General features: G+C 42.8%; 1 protein-coding gene. It reads right to left on the reverse strand.

Going from position 1 to position 416, the window contains the following annotated elements; all coding sequences use genetic code 11:
- Positions 1-416 (reverse strand): transposase family protein (locus tag LFYK43_RS12300; protein WP_148095640.1); only part of this gene is annotated, 416 nt, incomplete at both ends.

Genomic DNA, 416 nt, shown 5'->3' on the forward strand with positions numbered 1-416 from the left:
TATCTTTATATAGGATCCGCTGAATCGAAGATGTCGAAATTCCAGTGATTTTACTGATTGTTTTGATTGGTAAAGACTCCTGGGCTAAGGCATGAATGACTTGTTCAGCTTGCCTTGTGATCGAGTGCCCGCGTTGGACAATCTGTGTCTCAGCACTGAAAGTTTTATGGCAAGCGCGACATAAATAGCGCTGTCTTCTAAGCCCTAAATGAACCGGTTTTTGAACTACAGCCGGCAACTTTAGCGTCGTTGGCCGAGTACCATTTTTAACCACCTGAGTTGAGGTACAGAAAGGACATTTGTCGGCTTGGTAGGTCAAGATTGCAGAGACTTCTTTAAAGTGCAAGTTATCTTGAACTTGATCCTCGACTGCAGAAGTTTGGATATTAGGGTCTTTAATCTCGAGTAAATTTAGG

Source organism: Ligilactobacillus salitolerans, assembly GCF_003864415.1.
Lineage (GTDB): Bacteria > Bacillota > Bacilli > Lactobacillales > Lactobacillaceae > Ligilactobacillus > Ligilactobacillus salitolerans.